The sequence below is a fragment of the Aminobacterium sp. genome (assembly GCF_034926885.1).
GTDB lineage: Bacteria > Synergistota > Synergistia > Synergistales > Aminobacteriaceae > Aminobacterium.
In genome coordinates, this window is the sequence record NZ_JAYFQR010000004.1 from 197307 (window position 1) to 220484 (window position 23178).

Here is a 23178-nt window from a genome sequence, read left to right on the forward strand (position 1 = left end):
CCTCTGTTTTTAGTAAGGCAGGTTACCATGTCTGAAAAAGAAAATAAAGAGCTTTGGGAAGGCAATGAAAATAGCGAGGAAGTTCAAGAAAATAGTAACGAAGGGAAAATTCTAACCTCTCCTCAAGAGAAAGATGCAAATCTGCGTCTTGATCTCTTTCTTGCCAATGAATTAGGGCTGACCCGCAATTATATTCAAAAGCTTATTCATATGGGAAATGTTGAGATTTTAAATCTTCAGCGTAAGCTCAAGGCGGCGTTGAAAGTGTCGCCTGAAATGCAGATTGTCGTAACTTTGCCACCCATAGAAACATTGGAAGTCGAGCCTGAACCTGTCTCTTTTGAAGTCGCATATGAGGATTCGTCTCTTCTCGTTATAAACAAACCTTCTGGACTCGTAGTACATCCAGCGCCAGGAAATTGGCATGGGACGTTGGTTCATGGTTTACTTTATGCCTACCCTGATATGAGAAAATTTGACGAAGAGGTTCGTCCAGGTATTGTTCATCGCCTTGATGGAGGAACATCCGGTCTTCTTGTTGTTGCCAGAAACCGCAATGTTCTTTTACTTCTTCAGGAACAATTTCGTTCTCGCTCTGTTGAGAAAAAATATCTCGCTTTATGTCGCGGAACTCCACATAGGAAAACAGGTCTTATAGACGCGCCTATAGGCCGTAGCCATCGCAACAGAGTTATGATGGCTGTTACTGAGTCAGGTCGGCCGTCACTAACGGAATATAGAGTGCTTTGGAGCCAAAAAAACTATAGCCTTATAGAATGTACCCTCCATACGGGGCGTACCCATCAAATTCGCGTACATCTCAAACATATTGGATGCCCACTTGTTGGTGATGAACTCTATGGAACTAAAGAGTGTCTTCAAAAGACGCCAGGCAGAATTTTTCTTCATGCCTGGAAACTTACGTTTACACATCCGATAACTGGCCGAGAAATGAAATTCAGGGCCGAACTTCCCCAAGAGCTATCTCTTTTTCTGAAAAATATTCTTTCCAGCGATCGGGCTCGATAAGAATTGTTTCCGGATGAGTATAAGTAACGTGAGCTATGCCGCTTCCGGGAATATGTCGCACATGTTTCCGTTCCGTATAATCTACTTGTACTTTGGTAGAATGGCGAGCTTTACTGAAAAAGGCGGCCAATGAAGCAGCTAGTACCAATAAATCGGTCCCTTCAAGATTTTCCTTTCGTGCTTCTGGATGTTTAATAATGACATGCGAACCTGGAATTTCATGCACATGAAGCCATATATCTCCAGCAGTTGCTTCTTGAAAAGTAACATGTCGGTTTCCTCGAGCATTCAGACCAACAAGAATAAGAGCTTCCTCATAAGAGAGACGAAGATGAGGTGGAGTTGAAGACTCTTTTTTCGAACGTTTCCTCTTTTTATTTTTATTAGGAACAAGCCACTCTTTTATATCCCGGCACACGGAATCAATCATTGATGGAACCTCAAGTTCTTCAATAATATCTATCTGATCTTGAAGCTCCGATATTTTATCTGTCAGTTCAGAGATTTCACGCTCGATTTTTTCAAGATCTCCCTTTGCTTTTTTGTACTTTTTAAAGTAAACAGCAGCATTATCAGAAGCGTTTTTTTTGGGATCTAAAGGGATCTGTAGTGTAATTTCCCCATCTTCTGTCCAACCTGTAAGAGAAATGTTTTCTGTTCGAGGTGGAATTTTATATAGATTGGCTAGCAGCAATTCACCACAATTTTTATACCACGGTGCTTTTTCTGATTCTGAACGTTGCTTCTCTATGCCCTTACGATGTCGCTCAAGAGATTTTATCTCTTTCTTTATAACCTTCAGCGTATCTTTCTTAAGCCTGTTGCTTTTATCCCAAAGTAAAGGATCGACCACAAAGTCTTTAGACACAATAAGGGCCTTATTTTCGTTCACAGGTATCATATCTTCCAACAAAAGGGGAAAGATCGTAACATAGTTCTTCCACGTCTGTATAAGGCTATTTTTGAGGGTCTCTTCGTTGTAAAGTTTTGCAATATTGCCTATCCATTCGCCTGATGTAAAAAGAGATTGATGAGCTTTTATAAATTGTCTAAGCCCTTTACCAATTCCCTTCATCATAGCGATATCTTCATAAGCAGAGTCTTCCGGTTGAATATCAAAAGGAGATGGCCCTTGAAGTGGAGGAGGAGTAATGTAGGGATGAGAGGGCACAACCGTTCTGTACCTGTTAATTTCTGGATGGATATGTTTAACACAATCAATGATAGTGTTATTTTCGTCAAGAAGAATAAGATTACTATTCCTTTCCATGCATTCAAAAACAAGAGAATTTTCTACATCAAAACCTGCTCCTACCTTGCGAGAAAATTTTAATATTAAAAGTCTGTCAAAATCTATTTGTTCAACAGCAGTTAGCTCGCCTTTTACAAGATGGCTTTTAAGGGCATCTGCAAAGCGAAGTTTCCCCGATGAAAAACGCTTCATTAAATCAAGATCTTCTTCATCGATAAGACAACATCCGAAATGCTGAGGATGCCAACTTATCAAAAGAGAAAGAGTCTGAGAAGAGAAGCGAAGTGCTAACCATGTATCTCCGCCCTCCACACGAAAAAGCCGTTGCCCAAGAAACATTTCTTTCATTTCTATAATCCATTTAGAGACAAATTCTGCACCATATATCATTTTAAAATTCCTTTCTTACGCTTTATGTATTAGAATATATAGATAAACACTCTAAGGGAAAGAAGTCAATGAGAGACAACTTCTCATAATATCCAGAAATAAGCTTGACAACTTCCCTTTCGATTATTACAATATTCGCCGTTGATTGCTTGGGGCTGTAGCGCAGGGGGAGCGCGCTTCCTTCGCACGGAAGAGGCCGGGGGTTCAAATCCCCCCAGCTCCACCAGTGCTTATCACGGGGCGTAGCGCAGTCTGGTTAGCGCACCTGCTTTGGGAGCAGGGGGTCGAAGGTTCAAATCCTTTCGCCCCGACCAAGACGCAAAGGTGCGGGAATAGCTCAGTTGGCTAGAGCGATGGCCTTCCAAGCCGTAGGTCGCGGGTTCGAATCCCGTTTCCCGCTCCAGTTTTATTGTAACATTCGCAGGCGCCTGTAGCTCAGGTGGATAGAGCAACGGCCTTCTAAGCCGTGGGTCGCGGGTTCGAATCCTGCCGGGCGCGCCACTTGAATCTTGATATGGATATGGTGAGCGTAGCTCAATTGGTTAGAGTACTGGACTGTGGCTCCAGATGTTGGGGGTTCAAGTCCCCTCGCTCACCCCATTTTTTAAAATGCGGTACGCGCCCGTAGCTCAGCTGGATAGAGCGACGGACTTCGGATCCGTAGGTCGCGGGTTCGACTCCTGCCGGGCGCGCCATTAGTATTCGCATAAAATAAATGAATAGCTCTTCGTGGACCGTTAGCTCAATTGGCAGAGCACCTGACTCTTAATCAGGGGGTTACAGGTTCGATTCCTGTACGGTCCACCATTTTTTGTCTGAAACCAAATCTATTATTGTCAGCTCGGGAAAAGCCAAGATTCGCACAGGAGGCCCCCATGTACCGGTCCCTCGACTTACATAAAGCCAAGACCCCTTTCCAAGATCCAGCATTCCAACAGTGTGTTTATAGAAAAGCCAAGTAAATACCATAAAAGGGAAGAGTTGGCCATGGTGTACGTGCCCTGAAAGTTGTAAATCAAATTTTCCTACAGCATCACGATGTACTAATGGGCGATGTTTAAGTAACAATGTAAAACGAGATGTGTCAGCTTCCTGTAATAGCTCGCTTTCGTCTATCTCTGTTTGTCCTAAAATAAAATGCCCACCCGGATCATCTACCCCTGCAATAGAAATGGGACCTACAGGAACTATTGCCCCTCTTAACACTTCAAAGCCAGCGCGCCCTGTAAAATCAAGAGCATGTTCTATACCTGCATAAAACTCATGATTTCCAGTAACAGCAAATTTTCCATAAGGCGGATTAAAGTGGAGCATCATTTCAGAAATTGTTTCTATATCTTCAATTTCACCATCAAGAAGATCTCCCGTCGAAACAATTACATCTGGATTTTCTTCTTGTATTTGTTGCATAATCTGTTGCAACATTTTTTTGTTTATAAGCACGCCAAGATGCAAGTCTGATATTTGCAGAATTCGAAAACGTTCAATACCTTCAGGTAATTTCTTGGTTGGAAATTCAATGTTGATACTTCGTATTTTCATGCTCTCTTTATAACCATAATAAGTTAGGAGTAATGCTATTAAAGCAGCCAGGAAAAGCTCCCAAAAAGGGAATGGGAAAGAAATCGGTAAAATAACAAGTAATATATCGAAGAGAACAGAGATAAGGATGAAATAGAAACCAAAGGCTATCCCTGTAAGGCTTATCCAAGCTAAAACAGTATGAACCTTGTAGAGCAGTGGAGAAGACCAGCGAGCTGGAATTACTGAAACTACGATAAATGCTGTTCCTAAGCCCCAGGCAATAGCAAGAGTTTTCCACGAAAAGGGGGGAAGCCCTTTCAATTGAAAGTAAAAGTAGAGAAAAAAAGAAAGGGCTGCATATAAACCAATATAGGCAGCGATAAAACCGCCTTCAGATCGTTTAATTCTAGGCAAAGTCATGCTCCTTTATAATAGCGCCGACCAAAGCCTTCCTAGTGATTCCCGAACTCGCTCGTGAAGAGGCCGCTCAGATCGGGAACGTAAATCAAGTTCAGTGCAAACCTTAAGATCTTCAAGGAATTGTTTTTCAAACTCTTTTGTCTTCATCCTGTTATAAATGAAAACTTGCACTTCAAAATTTATATCGAGGCTTCGGTTATCGAGATTTGTGGTTCCTACAGAAACCCACTTACCATCAACCATCATAAGTTTTGAATGGATAAAACCATTGTCATAAGTAAATATACGAACACCCGCTCGAAGTAAATCGTCTATATTCGATCGAGTTGCCCAAAAAACTACCTTATGGTCAGGTCGAGAAGGAATAATAATTCGTACATCTACACCACTTAGAGCAGCTGTCGTAAGGGCTGTTTTCAGGCTATCATCAGGGACAAGGTAGGGTGTTGTAATCCAGACGCGTTTTCGTGCTGCTGTAATAAAATAAAAGTATCCTTGCAATATTGCACGCCAATCTGAATCAGGACCGCTTGCTGCCACTTGAATCGGCATTGTTGTTTCTGGAAGTGCGCTACCATTTAAATACGTTTCTGTTTCAGGCAAGCTATGTCCTGTACAGAAAAACCAATCGTTTAGAAAGACTTCGTGAAGAGAAGCAACAGCCTCGCCATGAATGCGAATGTGCGTATCTCTCCAAAATCCCATCTTGGGATTTAAACCACGATATGTGTCTCCTATGTTAAGGCCTCCCGTAAAAGCCACCTTGCCATCAACAACAATAATTTTTCGGTGGTTACGAAAGTTCAAATCACGACGAACCATCGGGAAGGAAACGGGTAAAAACGGTTGAGCATCTATACCTTGTTCCCTAAGTTTTTTTACGAAACGACGCCCTAAACGCCAACTACCGACACTATCATATATAACTCGAACACTAACACCTTCAGCAGCTTTCTGTTGAAGAATTTCAAGAAGTTTTTCTCCAGTTTTGTCATTAGCTATCGAGAAATACTCTAAATGAATATAGTGCTTTGCCTCTTGTAAAGCTTCAGCTATAGCAGGAAAAACTTCATCACCATTAAGCAGCATATCGACCGAATTTCGATAGGTTAGGCGACTATGAGATGTTTGCTCTAGTAAAGAAACAAGTCGACATGGAATATCTTCACTATAGAGATCAAGGGCAGGAGCAGGACATTCCCTAAAAATAGAGCGATAAAACCGTTTTTTCTTATAACGCTTAAAAACCGCTCTTCGTTTGGGATCCGGGCCTAAAAGAAAATAAAACAAAAAACCTATGACGGGGACAAGGATTAAAGCCAAAAGCCAGGCAATAGTACGGTCTGGGTTTTTTTCTTCCATAAAAATAACGCCGGCAGCTGCAATAATATAAAGTGTAAAAATGTAGGGAATGTAGTCGAGAAAAAGCAGCCATCCCATATGAACAAGTTTGAAGAAAGTAGGAGCTACTGCAATTTCTCCTTCGATTGTCATGACAGCGAGTGATTCTATATTGATCCATACCCATGGGATAGAGAAGAGGATAGCAAGAATAAAAATCGTTACGAGCAATGCTTTTAAGGAAAAACGCAATGGAAGTTCCTCCTTCCTTCTGCTTTTAACTTTGAACATTATGATTATAGCTGAAAGAAGGGATATACCAACAGCCTCTTCACATCTCTATAAATTGATGGTATTATTCCACAGGCATTACAGTAATTGAAACACTTCATTCTATGTGCGAGAGTGGCGGAACTGGTAGACGCGCTGGACTTAGGATCCAGTGGATTCCTCCATAGGGGTTCGAGTCCCCTCTCTCGCACCATTCTGGGAATAAAAATAGGCGGCTTTAAAGCCGCCTATTTTTTATCTCTTTCAATCTGAATAAACTCTATACGTTTAAGATATCTTTAGTTTTTTCTGCTCTGAAAAGAAAAAGAGCAAGAAAGTCAGTCCAACACTGACTAAAGATATGATTGGCTGGCTATGAAGAGCCGCTAAGGCAGTGAGCACAAAAAGCCCTCTGTACCACTTTGGCAAAGGAGCACGTGCAAAACCTGTCAGGGCAAAGGCCATGCCCGTAAGAGCACCTATTCCACTAATTATAGCTAACAAATTTTCTGTTAATGTCCCCTGAAGTATCAACCCGGGATCATAACAAAACGCAAAAGGAACAACAAAAGCTAATATGCCAAGTTTACTGGCAGTGAAGCCTGTTTTATTCGGTGGTGATCCCGCAATAGAAGCTGCGGCATAGGCAGCTAATGCTACAGGAGGAGTGATGTTAGACACGATGGCATAGTAAAATACAAAAAGATGCGCCGCGATAGGAAGGAATCCTATCTTTGCAAGGGCTGGAACGCCTAATGCAGCCCCAAGAATATAAGCACTGGTAGTAGGCAATCCCATACCAAGAATAAGAGAGACTAATGCTATCAAGACCAATGCCAAGAATGAATTACCACGGGCAAGTTGAAGAACAGCGCCTACAAATTTAAACCCAATACCAGATAGAGCTACTGAACCAACAACTAAACCAGCCGATGCACATGCAGTACAGATAATAGGGATATTTTGTGATCCATCGTGAATGGCCGCAAGTATTTGTTTTGGCCCCATACGACGAGCAGGGTTAGGAAGTGAAATGGCCCAAGCAAGAATAATGCCAGCAATAGCTCCGTACATAGGGGTATATCCAGCAAGAAGCATATAGACAAGCAATACAATGGGTGACATCATATATAAACGTTTGATAACGACTTTTTTTGAAGGCAATTCGCTGGCCGGTAGCCCTTTAAGTCCATCTCTGATAGCAGTAAGGTGTACCATCAAAAGCACAGCCCCGTAGTAGAAGAGAGATGGGAGAATCGCCGCTATTATTATCTTGTTAAATGGAACCCCTAAAAGAGCAGCCATAACAAATGCGCCGGCTCCCATAATCGGAGGCATGAGCTGCCCTCCAGCACTCGCAACAGCTTCTACTGCTCCGGCAAAATGAGGTTGATATCCAATACGTTTCATTAAAGGAATTGTAAAAGATCCTGTGCCATAGACATTTGCTACTGCAGATCCTGAAATTGATCCAAATAGAGCAGAACTCACGACCGCAATTTTTGCCGGTCCCCCAGCGGCAGTACCTGTGAAGGCTTGTGCAAATTCCATAAAATATTCACCTACACCACTTTTTTCTAGAAAGCCGCCAAAAATAAGAAAAATCATAACGAACGTCGCTGAAACACCCAACGACGAAGAAAAGATTCCTTCATCAGTAAGAAACATTCCTTCAATAATTCTTTCAAATTCTGTGGGTACACCACGAAGAGCTGCAGGAAGAAAGCTAGCGTCGCATACGTATGTATAGACTGTAAAAGCCACAGCTACGATAACGAGAGGAAGCCCCACAATGCGGCGAGTTGCTTCTAAAAGCAATATAATCAACAATGTACCGAGTACAAGTTGAATCATTGTCAACTCGTCAACCCCCTGCATACGCATCATAATTTGATCATAATTAAGCATAATATAGAGTCCAGGAGTTGCTGAGACTGCTGCAAGAATCCAATCGTACCAAGGAACTCTCGTTTCTGGATTTAAAACTTTTTTCGAAGAAATGGGGTAAAGGACAAAGGTCATCGGCAAAACCCAAGTTAGGTGGATTGCCCTTTGTAGATATGCCTCAAAGGAACCAAAAACAGCTGTGTAGAGATGAAAAATTCCCATCGCTAGAATATAGACATAAAGTACCTTTGCGACATTACCGTCAAGTTTTCTCATTACATAAAAAACCTCCTTGGCTAAAAATCGGGATATCGTTCTCCCTACAAGGAATAAAGGAAAAAAGAAAACAGAAAAGAACCTAGAAAGCGAAAATTTCGCTTTCTAGGTGTTTAGTTTACGTGGATATTACTGCATTACTTGGCGGCAACCTCATCCCAATATTTAACAGCCCCAGGGTGACTCTTAATAGGAGCAGTAGGAACTGCCGTAGCAGGATTCAGTTCTTTCATATCAACTACAGCTTTTGCAAGAGTATCCTGGTTTTCATACATAGTTTTACAAAGGTCATAAACAACCTGCTCGTCAAGATCGCTGCGAACAACTATACATGTATAGTCACCGACAACTTTAACAGGAGTATCTGTCACTGACTTATAAATACCAGGGTCAACGGTGAAAGTTACCGTACCATAGTCAGCGCCGATTTTATCAAGAGTCTTCTGCTCCATCCCGAGAATAACGATGTCCGTCTGGCTTTCAATCTGCATAACGATTGAAGCAACTTTACCGACAGAGAAGGCAAAAACGTCAAGATGGTTATCTGCAATTAGGTCTGCTCCACCAGAGTAAGAGGCATACTCCACAGAACCGCCCCATTCTTTCAAAGTTTCGCGATAATCGACTCCAAAACCAGACTTAAATATACCGTTAACGATAAACTCGGAACCTGTTCCTGTCTTAAGAGTGGCAAAGCGCGTTGGAATTTTACGTGCAACCAAATCGTCAAGAGACTTAATATCATTCTTTTCAACAAAATCTTTGCGAGCTATAAAATAAGTATACTGAGTATAGAGATTGGCAAGAATCGATGCATTCCCTACAGCGTCTTTGAAAGGTGCCATTCCACCTTTTTGAGCCACTGCTACCATTGAAGTATTAGAGAACCCCAAGTCTCCCTTCCCTTTGTCCGCATTGATAATGTTGGCAACTGCACCCCCGGTAATACTTGTCGTGGGGATTGTTTTCTGAGACCAGAGTTCTGCAAGAGCTCCACCTAACGCAAACCAGTTCCCGCCAGGAGGCCCCGCCATAAAGCGAAGCTGCGATGGGGTGTCCGCAGCAACGACAGATGCTGTAAACACACAGGTTAAGGTAAGAAGAAAAATGATGAACTTTTTCAAACAAAAACCCTCCCTTTCAAATACTTAATTAAGATAGAACAAATTCGAAAACTTTTATTTCTATCTTTTGAAAAGTAATATATATACCTATGAGGGCATTGTCAATTCCAGTATTTTAGATATTAAATTCCAAGTTTTATGTTATATCCTGCTGACCTTTTTAGGCACTCGAATTATTGATTGCGATAGTTTAATAATAATTTTTAATATTATTCCCCTTTTATCTTGCTTTAAATTATCAATAAGTCTATTAGACTGTTCATTTTTATTACAGGTATACTAGATATCAATAAATAAAAGATAAAAACTATTTTATTTAAAATTAGCATTTAAAAATATTTCTTATGCTTTATAATTCTTTTATCAAGCTTTGCAATTACTGTTTTTCACCAAAATTAACATTTTTTTATTTTAGTTTCAAAATATAATAAAAATATGGTGGTATGCCAGATGAAAAATAAAACTCTTGCGCAATCTGTATATCAAAAGATAAAAACATCAATTCTTTCTCTTGAATATCCTCCTGAAGCTATTTTGCAAGAACGTGACCTCGCAGAATCTTTAGGAGTAAGTAGAACTCCCATTCGAGAAGCTATTCATCGTTTATCTCAAGAAGGATGGCTAAGAACTCACGCCCGAAAAAATATTCAGGTTCGTTCTGTTTCTGTTGAAGATCTTAAAGAAGTGTTTGAAGTTCGACGGACTCTTGAAGTATCAATGCTAAGCCTTGTTTTCAATGCAAAGTGTCATCGTCATGCAGCTGATATTATGAGTGATCATATTTCTCATATGAAGAATTCAGTTGATAATCTTTATTCCTTTATTACATCTGACCAAGATTTCCATTCCGCTAATTTTATGGCTTTTGGTAATTTCCGCTTTCAAAAAATTTGGAACGCAATCAGTGAAGAAATGATCTGGCTAGGGGTTATTGCTATGACAGTAGGGGAAGAACGTTTCTACAGAGTCCTCTCTGATCATTCAGCTTTTTGTGATGCAGTTCGAAGCGGACAACGAAGAGAGGCTAAAAATGCACTCCTTAGACATCTTAACGATACTGAACAACTTCTTTACAAACGGATGATAGCAATGAATCAGGTAATTCGCTAAAAACAACGTTCGAATTTCAAGAAGGGAGAAATGTGCAACTATGAAATTACAAAGTATAGCCTTAACTGCTGATAACAAACTTGAAAAAATTAACCTGGAGTGGGATCTGTGTGTAGCTATTGGATATGCTGGTCGTAATCAAGAAAGTGTCAAAGCACATGTAAACGAATTGAGAAAAATTGGTGTACCCGTACCAGAAAAAACCCCAAGCATGTATTGGATTGATCCAGAACGTATTTCAAATAATAACACGCTTTGGGTTATAGGTAATAGCTGTTCTGGCGAAATTGAATTTTTTGCTGCTTCTGACTGTAACGGTGACCAGTTTCTTACTATTGCAAGTGATCATACAGATAGAGCATTGGAAACTGTGTCTGTATCGAAGGCAAAACAAACTTGCAGCAAAATTATTGGGAATGTCTTTTGGAAAATGAGTGATGTTCGTCCGCATTGGGATCAAATAGAGATCAGATCTTGGGTGAAGAAGAACACCAAAGAAGAAGAGCAACTCTATCAAGACGGCACTCTTGCAAGCCTGCTTATCCCAGAAAAGCTTCTTGAACTTGCTACAGAAGATAAGCCTTATCCGGGAATGCTTTCTTACTTTAGCGGAACTCTCCCTTTGAAGGGCGATATGTGTTATGAAGGGGAATTTCGAATGGAATTAAGAGACCCAGTTCTTAATCGTTCAATTAATCATACCTACACTGTTTGTACTCTGCCCGACAGAAATTAAGGAGGAGATGCTGATGCTCAGAGTAGGGTTATTACAACTTGACATAAAAATAGGGGATAGAGTAGCCAATCGCAACAATGTAGAAAAATGGCTCGAAAGAGTTATGACCCCATCAGAAATACCGACAGCCATTGTCTTACCTGAAATTTGGGACGTAGGTTACGCTTTAGAGCAAACAAGCGAACTAGCAGACCCAGAGGGCGAAAATTCAGTCCATTTTCTTGGAGATTTAGCCCAAAAGTACAATATCTGGTTTGTTGGTGGTTCTGTTTTAGCCAAAAGTGGTGAAAATTTTGTAAATCGAGCCCAAGTCATTTCTCCTAACGGAAAGCTTGTTACCTATTATGACAAAGTTCATCTCATTGGACTTATGGATGAAGACAAGTATTTAGTATCTGGTAAAAAACCATGTTATTTTTCTATAGAAGGAGCAAAAGCGGGATGTGTAATCTGTTACGACATTCGTTTTTGTGAATGGCTCCGTACTTATGCCATTAATGGTTCTGAGATACTCTTTGTCAGTGCAGAATGGCCAACTGCACGAATAGATCATTGGAAAAATATTCTCAAAACAAGAGCTATCGAAAACCAAATGTATATCGTTGCATGCAACAGAGTTGGCACATCAAAAGAAACGCTTTTTGGTGGTGCCTCTATGGTTGTTGATCCATGGGGAAAAATTTTGTATCAAGCCGGATGTGGAGAAGAATCAGGATTTATAACAATTGATACTGAAAAAGTGAAGGAAATACGAAGCTATATGCCAATCTTCAAAGATAGAGTTCCTGAGCTTTATTTGAAGCAAAAGGAATAATAGGGGGTAAACATACGCCTGTTATTAAATACACATCAATCTTACAAAGGGGGTACCAAAAGTGAAAAAACTCGCAGCATTATTATCAGTAGTGTTCTTGTTTGTTTTCTCAAGTACTTCTATAGCGGCAGTTGAATTGAAGTTTGCTCATGGTGGAAGTCTTGAACATCAGTATCAAATTGGTGCTGAACAGTTTAAAAAATTAGTGGAAGAAAGATCTAATGGCGAGATTAAAGTTAATATATTTCCGCAGGGACAATTAGGTGGAAGTGAACGAGAGCTCCTCGAAGGAGTTCGTATGGGAACAATAGAGATAATTTCTGTAGCAGCAGGAGGAGCCCTTCCTAGTTTTGTTCCAGAATTCCAGGTTATGGGAATTCCTTACCTTTTCCAGACAAGAAAGCAAGTTTATACCGTTCTTGATGGCAAGGTAGGAAAGGAACTAAGTAATCTTATGCTAACTAAAGGTTTCCAGAACCTTGCTTTCTGGGAGGTTGGATTCAGAAATTTTACGAACAACATTAAACCAATAGTAAAACCAGAAGATATTAAAGGTTTAAAGATTCGTGTGCAGGAATCAAAGAGCTGGATGGAGTTTATAAAGATGCTCGGTGGAATTCCTACTCCTATTTCTTTTGGCGAACTTTATAGTGCTTTGCAACAGAAAATGGTTGATGGTCAGGAAAACCCAATAGCAACAATTTACTCCATGAAATATTATGAAGTACAAAAATATCTCACTCTCGATGGACACACTTATGAAGCTGCAGTTGTAGTTGCCAATCCAAAATGGTTTAAATCTCTTTCTCTAGAACATCAGGACATAATTAGACAAGCGGCACAAGACGCAGCCCAATATCAAAGAGATAAACTATTTGAAATGGACCAACAGCGGCTAGATTTCATACGCAAAGCTGGGGTAGAGGTTGTAGAAAATCCTGACAAAGAGGCTTTCGCCGAAGCAACGTCGGGTCTTTATAAAGTTCTCGATAATGTTCCAGTAGAACTTATTAAAAAAATAAAAGAGGCAGTAGCGGAAGTAAATTAAATGTTTCTATAACAAATTAGCGAAGTGGGAAGAAGTTCCCACTTCGTTAAGATATAGATTTCTCGCCGTATTAGAGAGGTGACTTGTATTGAAAAAGATAGAACAGCTCTTTTCTACTCTAACCGGTCTAAGCCTTACGATACTTTTTATCGTCACCTTCGGACAGGTTATTCAAAGATACGTATTTCAAATGCCGATGCCATGGGCCACAGATGTTATTCGTATTTTTTTTGTCTATTCAGTTTTCTTCGGAATGGCCGTAGGACTTTTTAAGAAATCACATCTCAACATAGACGTTCTTTTACAGGTTTTTCCTAAAAAAGCTCGCCCATACTTTGATATGATTTCAAATATTGTAATCTTTATTTTTTTATCATGTCTACTTCGCTATAGTATTCCATTTATGCAAGCAAACGCCGATCAGTATACACCGTATCTCATGTTTCCTATGAGCTATGTTTATGCAGTTATTCCAGTCACAGTCTTTTGTATGCTCATTTTTCTCATTTTTGATACTTTTAAAATTATAAGCGGCTTACTCAAGCACGCTACTCAAGCTTAGGAGGAGTAATTATGGGCTGGATTCTTGGACTTTTTGCCATATTTCTAGTGGGAATCCCTATCTCCTTCTCGCTAGGTTTTGTCACTCTTGTCGGCCTTTTTGGAACATCCTTGCCCTTAGAAGTTATTGTGCAAAGGATGTTTACTGGCGTAGATAATTTTGCTTTTATAGCTATCCCCCTTTTTATTCTGGCGGGAGACTTAATGGCTGCCGGTGGAATATCAAAAAGGCTTACCGCTTTCTCAGAATCGCTCGTAGGACATTGGCCCGGTGGTCTTGGAATGGTCACGATTGTGGCATCTATGATTTTCGCAGCTGTTACTGGATCAGCTATCGCAGCTACAGCCGCTATAGGTGGAATTTTGATTGCCGAAATGGTAAAGAAAAATTATTCTCCTGCATATTCAGCAGCTCTTGTTGCTACGGCAGGCTCAATTGGCCCCATCATACCCCCAAGTATTCCCCTAGTTGTTTATGGTGTTATAGTTAGTGCATCTATCGCAAAATTGTTTATGGGAGGGATTGTTCCCGGCCTTCTAATGGGTGCCTTTCTTATGCTCTCTAACTGGATTATCAGTAAAAAAAGAGGCTATCAAGGACAATCGAAAAAAGCAACAGCTGCTGAACGTCGAGCTGGACTTAAAGATGCTATTTTAGCTCTATTTATGCCGATTATTATTATTGGTGGAATCATTGGAGGGATCTTCACACCAACAGAATCAGCAGCAGTAGCAGTTGCATATGCACTTTTTGTAGGAGGCTTAGTTTATAAAGAGCTTTCATGGAAAAAGATATGGCAAGCTTTTGTAAATGCAGCCATCATGAACGGCATTATCTTAACCGTTCTTATGACAGCAAATCTTTTTATATGGTTTATGACTGTAAAAATGGTCCCACAAGAAGTCGCTTCAGCTCTTATGTCACTTGTACATAGTAAATGGGCGGCTCTTTTTGTTATTAATATAGTTTTGCTTATTGCCGGAACATTTATAGACACTACAAGCGCTTTGACTATATTTGTACCTCTATTTCTACCCGTAGTAAAAGCTTTCAATATCGACCTTATTCATTTCGGTGTCGTTGTAGCTGTAAACTTAACAATTGGCATGTGCACACCGCCTTTAGGTGTATGTATTTTTGTGGCATGCGGCATTGCAAAAATATCGATACGAGAAATGATTAAAGATCTTTGTATTTTACTTATTCCACTCTTGATTCTTTTAGCTTTAATCACCTACGTCCCAGCTACTATAACCTGGCTTCCTGAGCTATTAGGGTTATAAATAATTATTCTTGGGGGAAAATTTCCCCCAATATTTTCTTTTAAATACCTACAATGTTCCAATTTTAGGAAAAGTAATCGAATCATAAAGGAATTCTATCGATGAACTCAGCGTTTCGACGTGCTCTCTCTTAGCCATGGTACGCGCTCGCCAAGCCCTATTCAGACTTTCACAGTAGAGATAACGCCTATGCTGGGCACAAAACCAAAAGCAGCCAGCAGAAAAATCTCTGCTAGCTGCTTTGCAATCGCTCTCTTTACATAAATCTAATTAACCCATAAGATCGCTTGCATAGTAAGTAAGCGGAATTAGGTCGCTTTTGTCCAGATATTTTACGTCAAACTTACGATTCAAAGCCGCAAAATGCCTCAGACCAAATGCCAATTTATTGAGATAGGAGAAAACTCCAATTGCTCCTGTAGAAAAGCTATCGGCGTCCTTGCCATATATTCCCCTGAGATCTGCCAGATCATGAAAAACCTCATCTATCGTATTGCCAAATTTCTTGAAAAATTCAGGCGTTCTACCTGCCTCTATCTCGTCTCCGATTGTCTTCCCTGTCATGGCAGCTGCCATTGAGGCACGGCAGACACCTATAGCGTTAATAAATCCGTCTCCGTATGCAAGAGACTTGAATATCTGATCTTCACTAGCAAAACCACCAGTCATCACCATTGCAGGAAGAACCTTGCCCTGTTTTTGTAGTTTTGCACAAATATCCACAACAACTTTTTCAAGCAGTATCGTTGGGAGAGACCATTCATTCATCATCTTCGATGGGCTATAGCCTGAACCGCCACCTGCACCATCAAACGTTATCATGTCAACTCCGTTTTCTACCGCCATATTGATTACACGTTCCACATCAGACGGATCGAAACCAGCCATCTTGAAGTAGACGTTTTTCATTCCCATCGCACGTAGTTCAGAAATGCGTTTTGCCATTGATTCTTCCGTCCACATCGGAAGTCTTCCATAAGTGTAAAAATTAGGACAACAACCTTTTTCCTTAAGTTCTATTATTTTAGGATCAAATGGATTGGGGAACACAAGAGCTCCGCACTCAACTTTTTTTACGGCTTCGTCATAATCCTTAATCCTGTTAACCGGTTGAGTTCCCTTGGCCCCCTGACCGAACTTAAATTCCAGAGCCTCAAAGCCATATTTATTCAAAGCTATCTCAGGAACCCCCATAAGATGGTCATCGACGTTGCATTGAAGCACCATCTGTCCTATACCTCGGTAATATTTATAAAAACTATCATGTATTTTTTGAAGCATAGGGAATGACGTAATTTTACCGTTCTCTATTTTTAGTTCAGGGTCTTTATTCCTTGCATCTTCTCCTACCATGCAGGTAACTCCTGCCATAGCAGCACCACCAAAATAATCAATCCAGTTCATTTTCACCAAAGCAGGCAAAATAATAGGCAAATCAAGCTTTATTTTATTGTCATTACCATATTCAGAAGCCAGATTAACGTTAAATATCTCTGCATGTTCATAATCGCCCTCCGTTCCTATAGCACCAAAAGCACGACCGTTTATGTTGAAATGAGAGAAATCTATCGGATAGTCCTTTTCCGAAGCAATCTGATTAGGACCTGTGGTTGTAGGGTAAACTGACATCTTTCCAAGAACTGCTGCCTGACCAATCTCGCAAGTTCCCGGGCATTTTTCGGTACACAAAGAGCACATTCCTGACTGAGGAGAAATATACGTACTTCTGTTTTTCGCTGCGGTAAAGCCTGAACTTAAACTTGGTGAAAATGACATAGAAAGACCTCCTTTAAAAATTTTTACCCCCTACATGTACTTTGTTTTGTTAGAATTATTTTACCACTTGATTTATACGACATGTTTCTTAGAGTCACCATCATATTCTTATCTAAAGACCTGCGAGGTTCCAATTTTGGGAAAAGGAACCGGGTCATAAGGGATTCCGTTCATTTGTGCTAATTTCTTTACATTTAGAAGATGAATTACAGGTATGCCTTTGTCTATAAAGTAAAAAATAAGCCCCTTACGCGGCCCATTGGGTAGAGAAGGAATATCTTGTACAAGTCCATTCGGAAATGATACCGAATCGTCACCATCTCCAAAATTAGCTGACGCGCCGCCTATATTTACAAAACATTGAATAGTTTCCCCTTTCGAAGCCTCTTTATAAATAGAAAGTCTCCTCTTTATGCTTTCATCCATTTTTTGCTCACTAATAAGATAGAGCCTTGATCGCTTAGCTATTTCCAGTATTTCTTTTTGAGCTTCAGGGAAGAACATTCCTTCAGCCAGATCATTATGCCCCCCCATAGAGACAGCAACAATACTAAAAGGAAGTATTCCCCGTTTCGATATCTCTTTTAACATATCTAAAAATGTGAACTGTGGGAGGTTGGCTCCATACATTGAAGCCCCTATAGAATATATAACTAATGGATGAAGATCCAGCGCCTGCGCAGCAGAAAGAGTTGCGAGTATAAGTGCGGGGAATGAGCCACTAGCACCAATACAAACAATATCTCCCTTTTTTAAGCCTGCTTGATTTAAGTATGTTACCATCATAGCGGCGAAATCAGGATTAGCAGAGCTGCGCTTATCTTCAACTTCCCCAAGAGTCGTTGTAAGGGGCGTAAATTCTTCCCCTATAATGCCTGTCATATTAGGATCTAAAACATGATCTATAGGAATATTCATTGAAAGACGCTTTTCTTTGATAACAGACAAAGAATTTTTCATAATTTCAGCTGCTTCAATCTGTTTATTGTGCAATCCTGGCTTAAAAAACCCTTGAAGGGCAACAAAAAGTAAAATAAAAGCAAGAATATGAAAACGCACGTCTAGTTTTTTCATATATACCCATTCTTCCTTGATAAAAAATAAAGTATAAAATTGGCTGCAGCATAATCGCCGCAGCCATAAGGATACAAACTGTTAACAAAATGTACGTATTTTAGGCCTATCTCTTAAGAGGACCATACCCAATGAAGTTGTTCCATTCTTCAGGATATCCAGTTGTTTTAAAGTTACGATATCCAAGGGCATAGTTTCCAAGTAAATGATCACCAAGTTTAAGCCAATCCTGGTTCCAGCGAACAGCCCTATTATAAGCAAAATCTGTTATATGCTGTATTGCTTGTGTCTTTTTGCCAGCATTCCAAAGTTTTGCCGCATCTCTTTGAACTTGTGCAGTTTCACTATATTGATACTTAAGTTTAGGATCACGGAAATCATAAATTTCTTTAATTGCTTCGCAATAACGAAGTGTTGCCATTTCCTGAACGTAGGAATTAACCCACCAGCCAGAATCTCTTCGGAAATCCTCAAATCTAGAACCTACTTCATAAAATTTGGGGAGTTTTGTCATAATGGGCCAAAGTGGGGTAATGTACGTCGTATCAGGAGCACCGTATCCAAACCAGCTAATGCCCTTTAATCTACTTGGCATTCCAGGATGAACCTGTCCTATATGGATGTAGCACGTTCTATGCATGTTAATTGATCGTTCCCAATCACCTTTTCCCTTATTAGCATGGCGAATAGGGTTCCCCCAGGGACCAGCTGCCGGCCCTTTTGTAAGATCATATTTTGTTCCCTGATAATAGTCGCCCTTAAGTTTAAAGATATCGTGAACAGAGAGCTTCTTGTCGGGTTTTACAAAGAGAGGGTAATTGTGCTCGCTTGGACTCTGTTTCAGAGAAGGAGTTACAAGTTCCTGGGCTCTCCATACTCTTCGTGTGGAGTAGAGTCGTTCCCAATAAGGAGCATATACTTCAGCTGGGCTGAATTTTTTTACATTGACTTCCGTAGGCTTAATCCATTTCATCTTTACGCCAAAAGATACGATATTGGGGGAGTGCATGACATTTTTCTTATCGGTAATGTCTATGTCACGAAGACGAGCACGGTTAGCAGCAACAAAGAACATATCATCTGGCATACGAACTGCGCACCAAACATCGCGTCCGTAAAATTCTGCAATCCATACCTCATCGCCATCAGTTATATTAATCGTTTCACCAGGGCCAGCCCATCCATATTTTTCAACAAGGTCGCCCATAATTCTGACAGCTTCTCGCGCTGTTTTAGCTCGTTCAAGGGCAATATCCTGAGCAAACCAGCAGTCGATTATTCCGTCGCTTTCAGTCTCCATAACTCTTTCAACTTCTGGGTTATCTGTTCCAAATGTTGATTCTCCCATAGCTAAACCCATTTCGTTCATGAAAGAATAACGAGATTTGAAATAACGATAAGTATGTTTAGCCTGTGGCATTTCTCCCATAACTTCGCCTGGCTCATATCCATGATCGTTCATAATTATTTTACGAACAGATCCTGCGGGCCAGTCTTTTTCAGGAATAATCCAAAGTTTGAAGTTGGCACTTGTCGAGTCATCGTTGTGAGTGATCATTGCCGTTCCATCAATAGATGCCTTATTACCTACAGCAACAATGGTACACGCGAAGGAAACAGATGCCACGAGAAGAACGAGAGCAAAAGCTACAAAAACCGATAGTAATCTTTTTCTTTTCTCCATTCTTTTACCTCCCCTTTGTTATGAGCCACTTTTATTTGATTTTGTTAATTTAAAAACACCTTTTGTGGATCCGCTCTTGAAGGGTCGTGATAGTAATGTCCAACATCATTTTCCATAAGATCGTTAAAATCTGGCCAACTTAGAATAATTTCTTTTTCTGGATAGAAATCATTCATTTGTCGAACGAGTTCTAAAATACTTGACAGATGTCTTCCAACTCTGTATTTCATCGGAGCTCCTCGCTCAATGTCATATTCAGGAGCACAGAAAAGCAGCCCGTGTTCTGAAGCAGTCTGCAAAAACTCATCTTTTCCTTCAAGCATGAGTTCTTCAGTTATTTTGCCTGCAACACGATCAATAAAAGGTTCCTGTGTTTCCATCAGTACGGCAAGAACCCCTTCGTAATTTTCTTCTGGTACTGGAGAAAAATCTCCAACCTCTCTATGGGTAAGCCCACGAAGTTTCTTAGGACTTGCCTCGCATTTCATAGGAAAATCTCTGGCACTCAATTCCATAGAGGCCATCATTGCAATATCCATTGCGTTGTCATGAGCAACATAGGTGCTCACAACTGGATACATGAGAGATGCTTCGTGTGTATCACAAAAGAGATCTGCTTTTTCCTTTCGTATAAGCTCCATAATGGCGAAAGCAAGTTTTTCAGTTAGATTGCCGTCTGGTCTGCCAGGGAAGGTTCTGTTGAGGTTCCTGGCATCTGTATAGGCTAAATTTTGCTTTGAAGGATAGTGTACGTACGTAAAAGGATCTGGCCATTGATGGAGAGGGTCCGTTGAACGATCTCCTATTCGAAATCTTTTGGGACCAAATGCCGTTTCAATATGGAAAAACTTAGGGTATGCATTACCAAGCATTCCCACATATGATGCACTCATATTTGCATGAGGAATGATAAAAGCTCTCCCTTTTTCAATTTCAATGTTTTCCATAGCTACATAAGCAGATTGTGTTGTTGCTGGTTCGTAAGGATGGGTTCCTCCCAAAAAGACGAGGGTCCCACCAGAAACTCCAGAATCGAAAATGTAAACCGGAGTATCTACAGGGGTATCTTTAATTCCTTCAAAATAATCGCTCAACATTACTTTTTTTGTAAAATCATTTGACACTACGATGGTTTCTTGGAAATTTCGTAGATCAAGAAATTCTCTCGCGCCGAGAAAAGCAACAAGAAGAGCGACACCGAGTATTATTATTTTTTTGATAATTTCTTTTTGAGATAACTTTTCTATACTCACGATGCCCACCTACTTTATATGTAAAACCCTTAGGAGAAAGGGTATCAAGGTGTAAGCATAAACGATGTCATAAATAATGCTTCTCCGTGTCTTTCTGAAAAAAAGACTTCTAAGTAGTAACAATCCGAGGAAAGCTGCAATGAGGTAATAAATGGAATGTATTATGGAATTTAAAAAAGTTAGCAAATCAATCCCTCCTTATCTCATTACAAGGAAGCTAAAAAAGTTAGCATTCATTAGAATTATGAGAGCGGTAATTCCCATGAAAAGAGCAGGGATGGCAATAGCCCGTAGGAAAGACATATAGCTTCCCTCATAACCTGAAACCTCAATAGCAACTCTTCCCGAAATTCTGGAGGGAGGCATACAATCCCCCAGAGGAAATATTAAGCTAAGAGCGGCAGCAACAATTGTTACATTGAATCCGATAGAATTGAAAAGGAAAATAAGAGGTGTTCCTAAAATAATGGCGCTTCCATAACTTAGTGAACCTTGTGCCATCGGCAAGAAAAATATAGCAGTAAGATATATAAAGGTAACTGGCAAAGTTACAAAAGTTATGGCAATAAGGCCTCTCACACCAGTTGCTGTCATTATATTAACCAAAACCCCGACGCTAATAACTGTTGCCAAAAGGGGGAAGACCTGTTCGATTGTATTAACAAGGACTTCATACCAATGGGAAAATGGCTTTTTCTGAGGATCGCAAAGGATAGAAATTCCACCACATATAAGAAAATTTAAAGGCAATCCTACTGTTGGCATATTAAAAGCAGCATATTTTGATAAAAGGACAATAACAAGGAAAGTCCCCATGGGGAAAATTATTCTGAACCAGTTCATTCCGTCAACTATAGGAGGTAATTCAGAAAGCACCTTAGCTTTAGGTTGAGGAGTTCCTCCACGAAGAAGAAAAATAACGGCAAAGGCAGTAATAAATAGTATGGGAACCAATAGGGGAATCGTAAAACCTACATAGGGCATATTAGCTTGGGCCGCCATGAGCATGGCCCATAAATTAATGGGAGGAGCTACAGCTGCCAGCATTGATGTTACGTAAATAAATGCAGTAGTTTTAACAGAAGTGATCCCCATATAATGGAGAACAGTAGCTATCATCCCGCCGACAACAAACATAGAAACACTTCCAGCACCAGTTAAAGCGCCTGGAATGAGCATGATCACTGCTAGAATAGAGAAAAGAACCCACTTGGTATCGTAAAATCGATCGACCATTTTTCTGACCAGAGCATTCATCGCACCAGTATCAGAATAAAAGTTAACAAAAATAGACGCTGTTACGAAGATAAGACCTACATCAAAATAAGTGAAGGTTCCTTCTACAAGAAGGCGAACTGGAAAGCCTAATTTCCCAGCAAAAGCCCCTGCAATAGCAGTGATAACCATAGAAATTTCAGGCGACTTCAACTTCCAGCTGCACAGGGCAAACACAACAACCATGACAGCCAGTACAATGGATGTTTCAGCATACATAGACATATTATAGATGCCTACTATTGTTTACTGATACATTTCCTGGACAACTTTCATAAAATCCAGGGTTTCGTCAATAATTGTTAAAGGAACTCCGTTTGTTTTGGCTAATTCAGTAAAACGACCGTCTTCGTTACTATCTTTCTTTACAATAAATGCATGTGCAAAAGGAGCTATTGCATCTATAGATCGCTCATCAGCACTTCCAGGCTTACCTCTTCGAGTGTTTCCCTCAATGTGGCAAGCTATGATTTGAAGTCCATCGGCCTTTGCTGATTCCATTATTTTATCAAGTCTGGTTATTTCCTCATCAATTGTTATACCAGAAGCGCCCAATCCCTTAGCCGAAGAACCTATAATCACCATTATCGTTTTAAATCCGCCAGCCTTAATATCTTCTGGCCATGGTTCAGAGAGATATTTAAAATCTGTAACAGCTTTAGACCTTGTTACTAAAAGCCTTCCCATTTTTCCGCCAGGACCCTGCCCAGCATTAGTAATTAAAAGAGGAACATTTCCCTTCATTGGAGCGTCACCAGTAACAGCTGCATTCGATGAAATGGGGGATAGAGAGAGGAAGAGAGAAAGAATACAAAGGCAGATTATAACTTTTTTCATCCAGATTTTCTCCCCTTTCAAAATTTAAAATATTTCGATTTAACTGCTTCTGTTTCAGTGTATGAAAACTTAATAACCGTGTCAAGCTGTATACTACATTCTTTTCAATAGGGCCAGATTACATACGATTTAGAGCCAATCTGGTTATAGTTATAACTACAAATAACGAGTATATTTAATTTGTTCGGCGAGATAATTCGGTGAAATAATAAA

General features: G+C 40.2%; 18 protein-coding genes and 8 tRNA genes. 15 read left to right on the plus strand and 11 right to left on the minus strand.

The window, feature by feature from the left end; genetic code table 11:
- Positions 1–27 precede the first annotated feature (27 nt).
- Positions 28–1029 (plus strand): RluA family pseudouridine synthase, encoded by a 1002-nt coding sequence (locus tag VB083_RS03565; protein WP_213690111.1) that lies wholly within the window; start codon positions 28–30, stop codon positions 1027–1029.
- On the opposite strand, the gene VB083_RS03570 is transcribed toward VB083_RS03565, so the two are convergent.
- Positions 959–2671, minus strand: a complete 1713-nt coding sequence (locus VB083_RS03570; protein ID WP_213699607.1) for an Rqc2 family fibronectin-binding protein — start codon at positions 2669–2671, stop codon at positions 959–961. The two genes, VB083_RS03565 and VB083_RS03570, sit on opposite strands and share 71 nt — an antisense overlap.
- Before the next feature lie 151 nt (positions 2672–2822).
- Between VB083_RS03570 and VB083_RS03575 the strand changes: the two genes are divergently transcribed.
- The 7 genes from VB083_RS03575 to VB083_RS03605 all read left to right on the plus strand — a co-directional run bounded on the left by VB083_RS03575 (position 2823) and on the right by VB083_RS03605 (position 3478).
- Positions 2823–2897 (plus strand) — tRNA-Ala (locus tag VB083_RS03575).
- A 10-nt stretch (positions 2898–2907) separates the two neighbouring features.
- Positions 2908–2985: transfer RNA gene (locus VB083_RS03580), tRNA-Pro, on the plus strand.
- A gap of 12 nt (positions 2986–2997) precedes the next feature.
- A tRNA-Gly gene (locus tag VB083_RS03585) sits at positions 2998–3074 on the plus strand.
- Between the two features lie 21 nt (positions 3075–3095).
- Positions 3096–3172 (plus strand) — tRNA-Arg (locus VB083_RS03590).
- A 22-nt stretch (positions 3173–3194) separates the two neighbouring features.
- Positions 3195–3271, plus strand: a tRNA-His gene (locus VB083_RS03595).
- 18 nt (positions 3272–3289) lie between these two features.
- Positions 3290–3366 (plus strand) — tRNA-Arg (locus VB083_RS03600).
- 36 nt (positions 3367–3402) lie between these two features.
- Positions 3403–3478: transfer RNA gene (locus VB083_RS03605), tRNA-Lys, on the plus strand.
- On the opposite strand, the gene VB083_RS03610 is transcribed toward VB083_RS03605, so the two are convergent.
- The gene (locus VB083_RS03610) at positions 3449–4609 is read right to left on the minus strand and encodes a metallophosphoesterase (protein ID WP_323401742.1); all 1161 of its coding nucleotides are present in this window, start codon (positions 4607–4609) and stop codon (positions 3449–3451) included. The genes VB083_RS03605 and VB083_RS03610 overlap by 30 nt on opposite strands.
- Positions 4610–4621: 12 nt before the next feature.
- A complete protein-coding gene (cls, locus tag VB083_RS03615) occupies positions 4622–6208 on the minus strand; it encodes a cardiolipin synthase (protein ID WP_213701096.1) in 1587 nt (528 codons plus the stop codon).
- A 147-nt stretch (positions 6209–6355) separates the two neighbouring features.
- On the opposite strand from cls, the gene VB083_RS03620 reads away from it, so the two are divergent.
- Positions 6356–6440, plus strand: a tRNA-Leu gene (locus VB083_RS03620).
- Between the two features lie 74 nt (positions 6441–6514).
- On the opposite strand, the gene VB083_RS03625 is transcribed toward VB083_RS03620, so the two are convergent.
- Both VB083_RS03625 and VB083_RS03630 read right to left on the minus strand, forming a co-directional pair.
- Positions 6515–8389: a TRAP transporter fused permease subunit gene (locus tag VB083_RS03625; protein ID WP_323401743.1), complete on the minus strand. Its 1875-nt coding sequence runs from the start codon at positions 8387–8389 to the stop codon at positions 6515–6517.
- Positions 8390–8526: 137 nt separating this feature from the next.
- Positions 8527–9513 (minus strand): TAXI family TRAP transporter solute-binding subunit, encoded by a 987-nt coding sequence (locus VB083_RS03630; protein WP_213691082.1) that lies wholly within the window; start codon positions 9511–9513, stop codon positions 8527–8529.
- Positions 9514–9963: 450 nt separating this feature from the next.
- Between VB083_RS03630 and VB083_RS03635 the strand changes: the two genes are divergently transcribed.
- The 6 genes from VB083_RS03635 to VB083_RS03660 all read left to right on the plus strand — a co-directional run bounded on the left by VB083_RS03635 (position 9964) and on the right by VB083_RS03660 (position 15066).
- Positions 9964–10623, plus strand: coding sequence for a GntR family transcriptional regulator (locus tag VB083_RS03635; protein ID WP_213699611.1), 660 nt, complete (start codon positions 9964–9966; stop codon positions 10621–10623).
- Between the two features lie 40 nt (positions 10624–10663).
- Positions 10664–11359: a DUF2848 family protein gene (locus tag VB083_RS03640; RefSeq protein WP_213699612.1), complete on the plus strand. Its 696-nt coding sequence runs from the start codon at positions 10664–10666 to the stop codon at positions 11357–11359.
- Between the two features lie 13 nt (positions 11360–11372).
- Positions 11373–12173 carry a carbon-nitrogen family hydrolase gene (locus VB083_RS03645; RefSeq protein WP_213699613.1) on the plus strand — a complete coding sequence of 267 codons (801 nt, stop codon included), beginning with the start codon at positions 11373–11375 and terminating at the stop codon, positions 12171–12173.
- 61 nt (positions 12174–12234) lie between these two features.
- Positions 12235–13221, plus strand: a complete 987-nt coding sequence (locus VB083_RS03650; protein WP_323401744.1) for a DctP family TRAP transporter solute-binding subunit — start codon at positions 12235–12237, stop codon at positions 13219–13221.
- An 88-nt stretch (positions 13222–13309) separates the two neighbouring features.
- A complete protein-coding gene (locus tag VB083_RS03655; protein ID WP_213699615.1) occupies positions 13310–13783 on the plus strand; it encodes a TRAP transporter small permease in 474 nt (157 codons plus the stop codon).
- An 11-nt stretch (positions 13784–13794) separates the two neighbouring features.
- A complete protein-coding gene (locus VB083_RS03660) occupies positions 13795–15066 on the plus strand; it encodes a TRAP transporter large permease (protein WP_213699616.1) in 1272 nt (423 codons plus the stop codon).
- 270 nt (positions 15067–15336) lie between these two features.
- Here VB083_RS03660 and VB083_RS03665 read toward each other — a convergent pair whose 3' ends face one another.
- From VB083_RS03665 to VB083_RS03690, 6 genes are all read right to left on the minus strand, one after another.
- Positions 15337–16842 (minus strand): glutamate synthase-related protein, encoded by a 1506-nt coding sequence (locus tag VB083_RS03665; RefSeq protein WP_323401745.1) that lies wholly within the window; start codon positions 16840–16842, stop codon positions 15337–15339.
- Between the two features lie 108 nt (positions 16843–16950).
- Positions 16951–17916 (minus strand): poly-gamma-glutamate system protein, encoded by a 966-nt coding sequence (gene pgsW / locus VB083_RS03670; RefSeq protein WP_213690732.1) that lies wholly within the window; start codon positions 17914–17916, stop codon positions 16951–16953.
- Positions 17917–18022: 106 nt separating this feature from the next.
- The gene (locus VB083_RS03675) at positions 18023–19600 is read right to left on the minus strand and encodes a dipeptidase (RefSeq protein WP_213690731.1); all 1578 of its coding nucleotides are present in this window, start codon (positions 19598–19600) and stop codon (positions 18023–18025) included.
- A gap of 44 nt (positions 19601–19644) precedes the next feature.
- A complete protein-coding gene (locus VB083_RS03680; RefSeq protein ID WP_307880044.1) occupies positions 19645–20853 on the minus strand; it encodes a deacylase in 1209 nt (402 codons plus the stop codon).
- A gap of 198 nt (positions 20854–21051) precedes the next feature.
- Complete coding sequence (locus VB083_RS03685; protein WP_323401746.1) at positions 21052–22353, minus strand: citrate transporter; 1302 nt, start codon at positions 22351–22353, stop codon at positions 21052–21054.
- A gap of 21 nt (positions 22354–22374) precedes the next feature.
- Complete coding sequence (locus VB083_RS03690; protein ID WP_323401747.1) at positions 22375–22965, minus strand: DUF6305 family protein; 591 nt, start codon at positions 22963–22965, stop codon at positions 22375–22377.
- Positions 22966–23178: the final 213 nt, after the last annotated feature.